This window comes from Parasedimentitalea huanghaiensis (assembly GCF_009753675.1).
Lineage (GTDB): Bacteria > Pseudomonadota > Alphaproteobacteria > Rhodobacterales > Rhodobacteraceae > Parasedimentitalea > Parasedimentitalea huanghaiensis.
In genome coordinates this window covers 163,484-169,584 of the sequence record NZ_WQLV01000010.1, presented here as the reverse complement: position 1 = coordinate 169,584, position 6,101 = coordinate 163,484, and the positions used below count along the sequence as shown (strand labels likewise).

Annotated in this window: 6 protein-coding genes; all 6 read left to right on the top strand. The window is 50.6% G+C overall.

Annotated features, from left to right (window positions below; translation table 11 throughout):
• Positions 1 to 401: 401 nt before the first annotated feature.
• The 6 genes from rfbC to GO984_RS16335 are packed head-to-tail and all read left to right on the top strand — an operon-like array spanning position 402 to position 6,099.
• Positions 402 to 959: a dTDP-4-dehydrorhamnose 3,5-epimerase gene (rfbC, locus tag GO984_RS16360; protein ID WP_157023691.1), complete on the top strand. Its 558-nt coding sequence runs from the start codon at positions 402 to 404 to the stop codon at positions 957 to 959.
• A gap of 3 nt (positions 960 to 962) precedes the next feature.
• Entirely contained in the window at positions 963 to 2,012 is a 1,050-nt protein-coding gene (gene rfbB, locus GO984_RS16355; protein ID WP_157023690.1) for a dTDP-glucose 4,6-dehydratase, read from the top strand.
• Positions 2,009 to 2,854, top strand: a complete 846-nt coding sequence (gene rfbD / locus GO984_RS16350) for a dTDP-4-dehydrorhamnose reductase (RefSeq protein ID WP_157023689.1) — start codon at positions 2,009 to 2,011, stop codon at positions 2,852 to 2,854. The genes rfbB and rfbD overlap by 4 nt, the downstream gene beginning before the upstream one ends.
• The gene (rfbA, locus tag GO984_RS16345; protein WP_157023688.1) at positions 2,851 to 3,723 is read left to right on the top strand and encodes a glucose-1-phosphate thymidylyltransferase RfbA; all 873 of its coding nucleotides are present in this window, start codon (positions 2,851 to 2,853) and stop codon (positions 3,721 to 3,723) included. The genes rfbD and rfbA overlap by 4 nt, the downstream gene beginning before the upstream one ends.
• A gap of 26 nt (positions 3,724 to 3,749) precedes the next feature.
• The gene (locus GO984_RS16340) at positions 3,750 to 5,084 is read left to right on the top strand and encodes a lipopolysaccharide biosynthesis protein (RefSeq protein ID WP_342448100.1); all 1,335 of its coding nucleotides are present in this window, start codon (positions 3,750 to 3,752) and stop codon (positions 5,082 to 5,084) included.
• The gene (locus tag GO984_RS16335) at positions 5,068 to 6,099 is read left to right on the top strand and encodes a sulfotransferase (protein WP_157023686.1); all 1,032 of its coding nucleotides are present in this window, start codon (positions 5,068 to 5,070) and stop codon (positions 6,097 to 6,099) included. Before GO984_RS16340 ends, GO984_RS16335 begins: the two co-directional genes overlap by 17 nt.
• Positions 6,100 to 6,101 lie beyond the last annotated feature (2 nt).

The following is a 6,101-nucleotide window of genomic DNA, read 5'->3' as shown; positions in this document are numbered from 1 at the left end:
AAAACGTCGAAGTCGACAACTGCGCACATCAGGTCTTGCTGAAACTCGAAAGCATGGGACTCATCGCCGGCTGAGCGATCTGAAAACAAAAATATGACCTACCAGCGAGGTGGGTCATATTTTGAAACCTGCAATTTGCTTCAAAAATTGATGTCATTTTATGGATATTAATCCAAGCCGGGGACGCTGAGGTGACACCTTTTCCGAATCTGTTTTGACCGCATTCAAGGGCATAAGATGTTGCAGATTATACCTTATTTTATTGACTGACCTCAGTTGAATGACTTGCAGCAAGGACGGCTTCTGGCGGTATTCCAGCATTGATTTTATCATGCATACTCACTAAACCACCCAAGAACCTATTTAACAAAACCACATGAAGCTATTAGCTCTAGGAAAAAATGGATATTCAAGAAACCATTTTGAGTAATGTCTATGTCATCACGCCACGTAGATTTGGTGACCAACGGGGGTTTTTCTCTGAAAGTTGGAGCATGCGCAACTTCACGTCGGCAGGATTGAATTTCAATTTTGTGCAGGACAATCATTCAATGTCCTCTCAAGTCGGCACTGTCCGTGGTTTGCATTTTCAATCGCCACCACATGCGCAGGATAAATTGGTGCGTTGTGGTCGTGGCGCATTGTTTGATGTGGCCGTAGATATTCGTCGTGGAAGTCCGACTTACGGTCAGTGGGTTGGTGAAGTGCTGTCATTCGAAAATGGAAAGCAACTTTTGATTCCCGCAGGCTTTCTACACGGATTTATGACAATCGAACCTGATACAGAGATCGTGTACAAGTGTTCTGAATACTACGCGCCAGAATGTGATGGCGCAGTGCACTGGGACAGCTGTGGGATTGATTGGCCAGTGAATGATGTTGATCCTGTTTTGTCTGAAAAAGACACGACAGCGCAAGCGATGGCAGATTTTGAAAGCCCGTTTGAATTTAGAGGATAGAAAATGAAAATTTTGGTGACCGGGGGGGCCGGTTTTATTGGCTCGGCCGTTGTGCGTCGCGCTATTTCGCTGGGCCATTCAGTGGTCAATCTTGATGCGCTTACATACGCGGCCTGTTTAGACAATGTTGCGGAAGTTGCGGATCATCCAGCGTATAATTTCGAACAGGCCGACATCCGGGATCGGGCTGCACTGGATCGCGTTTTTGAGACCCACATGCCAGATGCGGTGATGCATTTGGCAGCCGAAAGCCATGTAGACAGGTCCATTGATGGTCCGGGTGACTTCATCGAGACGAATATTACCGGCACATACAATATGCTGGAAGCTGCGCGCAGCTATTGGGTGGCCAAGGGAAAACCAGAAGATTTCCGGTTCCATCACATTTCGACGGATGAAGTATTTGGCAGCTTACCGTCAGATCCATCTGTGCAGTTTACCGAAGATACGGCTTATGACCCGCGCTCGCCCTACTCTGCCAGTAAGGCCGCCAGTGACCACCTGGTGCGCGCATGGCACGAAACTTATGGCTTGCCCGTGGTGCTGACCAATTGCAGCAACAATTACGGTCCCTATCATTTCCCTGAAAAGCTGGTTCCGGTTGTTATCCTAAATGCGCTGGCTGGAAAGGATCTCCCTATTTATGGTGACGGGTCCAACATCCGCGATTGGCTCTATGTCGAAGATCACGCCGAAGCTCTGATTTTGGCTGTGACCAAAGGTGTAGTTGGCCGAAGCTATAACATTGGCGGCGAGAATGAATGCACCAATCTGGAATTGGTCAAATCTCTATGCCGCATTTTGGATGAGAAACGCCCCAAGGCGACAGGTAGCTATGCAGATCAGATCACTTTTGTGACTGATCGTCCCGGCCATGACCAACGTTACGCAATTGACCCGACGCGCACCCGCGCCGAGTTGGGTTGGCGGCCCTCAGTAACTGTCGATCAGGGGCTAGAAAAAACCGTAGACTGGTATCTCAACAACGAAGAGTGGTGGCGTAAGCTGCAACAGCGTCATGGTGTTGGGGAACGGCTAGGCGTAAAAGCATGATCCTGGTTTTTGGTAAAACCGGACAAGTTGCAACCGAACTGCAACGCCAGACCAACGTGTTGGCACTGGGACGCGATAGCGTTGATTTAGCCGATCCGTCGGCCTGTGAAGCCGCAATTTTGGCCCATAAACCTGAGATGGTGATTAATGCGGCGGCCTATACCGCCGTAGACGCCGCTGAGGACAACCAGGCCCTAGCCAATACCATCAACGGCGATGCCCCAGGCGTCATGGCCAAAACCAGTGCTGCTCTGGACATCCCTTTTGTCCATATCTCTACCGACTACGTGTTCGACGGAAGCGGAATAGACCCTTTCACGCCGGACCATCCCACAGCACCGTTAGGAGTATATGGGGCTAGTAAACTGCGCGGCGAAGAACTGGTGCGCGCTGCAAATGGCACCCACGCAATTTTACGCACCTCGTGGGTATTTTCGGCTCATGGGCAAAACTTTGTGAAAACCATGCGTCGTTTGGGCGCCAATCACCCTCGGCTGACAATAGTGGCTGATCAAATTGGTGGTCCAACTGCGGCGCATGATATTGCGGCGGCGTGCCTGTCTATTGCCGCACAATTGGCTATCGACCCAGATAAGTCAGGCACCTATCATTTCGCTGGTGGCCCCGATGTCAGCTGGGCTGATTTTGCCCGAGCTGTCTTTGCAGGTTCTGACCTTTCCCCCGAAGTCGTAGATATTCCCAGTTGTGATTACCCGACCCCAGCCAAGCGTCCAGCGAATTCTCGCTTAGATTGTCAGTCTTTGGCTGTTTTCGATATTGATAGACCCGATTGGCGCACTGCGCTGACCCTAGTTTTAAAAGAATTGGAGGCGCAATCATGAGCGCACGTAAAGGCATTATTCTGGCCGGTGGCTCTGGCACACGACTGTACCCAATCACGATTGGTGTCTCAAAGCAGTTGTTGCCGATCTATGATAAACCGATGATTTATTATCCCCTCTCTGTGCTCATGTTGGCAGGCATTCGTGAGATCGCAATCATCACGACACCTCACGACCAGGAGCAATTCAAGCGCACGCTGGGGGATGGCAGCCAATGGGGGATCTCCCTGACCTATATTGAACAGCCAAGCCCGGATGGATTGGCCCAAGCCTATATACTTGCAGAAGAGTTTTTGGACGGTGCACCCAGTGCTCTGGTTCTCGGAGACAACATTTTCTTCGGCCATGGTTTGCCTGAAATCCTTCACGCAGCCGATGACAAGAAAACTGGCGGCACAGTGTTTGGATATCATGTCGCTGACCCAGAACGGTATGGCGTCGTAGGGTTTGATAAAAACGGCAGCGCCTGTGAAATCATCGAAAAGCCTGAAAATCCGCCTTCGAATTATGCGGTGACCGGTCTCTACTTTCTTGATGGAGATGCTCCGGCACGCGCAAAAAGGGTTGAACCATCTGAGCGCGGTGAGCTTGAAATCACCAGCCTGTTGGAAACCTATTTGAACGAAGGCAACCTGTCAGTGAAAACGATGGGCCGTGGCTATGCCTGGCTTGATACCGGAACGCATGCCAGTCTTTTGGACGCCGGGAACTTTGTTCGTACACTGGAAGAACGGCAGGGTATGCAATCTGGTAGCCCCGAAGAAATCGCCTTTGAACAAAACTGGATTGATGCTGAACTCCTGGCTCAACACGCCGAGAAGTACCGCAAGACCCGCTACGGTAAATACCTCAAAAGTTTGATCAGCTAGGTCCCGAGACTTTTGGAGGAAACCGTGTGAATAAATCGGCTCTTGGGGTTCTTGTGCTCAGAGTGTTAGGGGCGGCAATGACGTATGTCTTTGTCGTCTTCTTGGCACGTTTCATGTCCGTTGATGACTTTGGCTACATCGGAGCCGTGTTTTCTGCCAGCTTGCTCTTGTCGGTCTTTGCCTCGTTTGGGCAGCAACAAGCGTTGGTTAGGTATATTCCAGCCCTAAGAAACGATCAAAATACATCAGGCATTCATGCGTTTGTAGCCCAGTCCCTGAAAGTCGTAACCATCAGTAATTTGGTAATGTGGGCGTGTCTGTGCATCGGGCTATTTGCAGCATCCGCTGCAAATCTCGTAGATAACGTTTCAGTTTTGGCCTTGGGCCTACTGATCGTGCCGCTGACAGCGTTTGTTGATTTCCTTGCCTATCTTGTGCGCGCTCACAAAGGCGTACTCCTAGCGGTGATGCCCAAAGACATCCTTTGGCGGTTGATTTCGTTAGCGATTTTGGCTGTGGTATTCTTTAGTAATGGGCGTCAGGATCTGCCACTTACATTTGTCTTCGGTGTGTTGGTTGCCGTTTTGGCCTTGATCATAGTTACCACAGCGTTATTGGCCCCTACCCTCTACGGTACGCCCACTATTTATCAGATCCTGAAACGCCAAACCGGCGAGTTTGACCGGAGCGAATGGTCTAAAAGCAATATCCCATTCAGTGTGACTTCTGTGGCGTCAGTGGTTTTCGCCAGTGTGGATGTTGTGATCGTAGCGATTTTGCTCGGCCCTGGAATCGCAGGTCTTTACTTTGCGGCCAACCGGATTGCCCAGGCCCCTGGTTTCTTCCAGCAAAGTTATAATGTTGTCTCTGGGCCAATATTTGCCGAGCACGCCGCTACAGGCGACCATGATGCCCTTGCTGTCGCTGCCCAAAATGCCACTGCCTTTACGTTTATCCCGACGATTGTTACCTGTGCGATCCTCGCGTTCTTTGCAGAACCCATTTTGAGCTTGTTTGGCCCCGATTTTGTAGCTGTCCGCCCCACGCTTTTTGTTTTACTTGCCACAGCATTAGCCAACGTTTTTTTTGGCCAATCAGATTTGCTTCTCACCATGTGTAAGCTCGAAAAATCTGCTATGAAAATTAGCCTATGGTCGACGATCCTTGGCGTCATCTTTATTGTAACTGGTGCCATTTTGGCCGACGAACTCGGCGCGGCAATTGGTACTTTCGTGTCCGTAGTAATACGAAAAGTTTGGTTCTGGCGGGTTGCAACTCAGCAGCTGAATATTTGGTGTGATGTTATTTCGACCGTAGAAACGGTCTTTAAAAAGGAGCGCAACAGTGGTCGCGCAAATTAACCAAACCATGGCGCGCAAGCGTTTCTCAAAAATTCCTGGTCGGCTCATCAACTGGGCGCTCATCGAAGGGCGCCCCCTGACGACAAAAGGGCAATGGATTAACAGTCTGGTTTTTGCAGGCTACCGTTTGGCGCAACTTTTGCCCGAGCATAAGGGTGCCCGTGCACCGATCTATATTGTTGGTACCGGCCGGTCTGGCACCACCGTTCTTGGCACCTTATTCGCCATGCACAAAAATGCCGTTTTCCTGAACGAACCCAAAGCCCTGTGGCACTATGCTCATGGGGCCGAAGATATCATTGGATCGTATAGCACCTCGTCAGCCAGTGTTCGAATGGCGGCAGAAGACGCAAGCGAGGCGCAAGCGACCAAGATCGCCAATGTCTATTCCAGTGCACTGCGAGCAGGTCTGGCAAACCGGGTTGCCGACAAATACCCTGAGCTTATTTTTCGTATCCCATTTGTCCTGGCTCTGTTTCCCAAGGCACGGTTTGTTGCAATAATTCGCGACGGAGTGGACACCTGCTCGTCCGTTACCGGATGGTCCAAACGTAAGGGCGAACAAGTTGGCGAACAAACCCACGACTGGTGGGGGCGTGACGGGCGTAAATGGCAACTCATTGTCGAACAACTTGTGCCTGAGCATGCTGACCTAGCCCCTTTGCAGGGCTTCCTTCGCACTGTAACTGATCACCGCGATCGGGCAGCAGTCGAATGGATTATTTCCATGCGTGAAGCCAAGGCAACAGCTGAGGCCCACCCTGAAGTTATCGCTATCAAGTATGAGGACCTTTGCGCCAGTCCTGAACCGGTTTTGGATCAAATATTGAATCATTGCGATTTACCCTCCGACGTGGTTTTCGAAGATTACGCCAAATCAGTTCTTTCCGCTGCAGACAGCTATGCCCCTCTTGAACTAAGCCCGGAAATTTTGGGACCGTTCCAAGCGACACTACACGAAATGGGTTATGGCGATAGCGCCGCACGTACCCAAGCCAGACAAGTTGAACTTTAACA

Excerpts from the sequence above, each read along its gene's own strand:
- rfbC (WP_157023691.1), top strand. The coding sequence starts at position 402 with ATGGATATTCAAGAAACCATTTTGAGTAATGTCTATGTCATCACGCCA.
- rfbB (WP_157023690.1), top strand. The coding sequence starts at position 963 with ATGAAAATTTTGGTGACCGGGGGGGCCGGTTTTATTGGCTCGGCCGTT.
- rfbD (WP_157023689.1), top strand. The coding sequence starts at position 2,009 with ATGATCCTGGTTTTTGGTAAAACCGGACAAGTTGCAACCGAACTGCAA.
- rfbA (WP_157023688.1), top strand. The coding sequence starts at position 2,851 with ATGAGCGCACGTAAAGGCATTATTCTGGCCGGTGGCTCTGGCACACGA.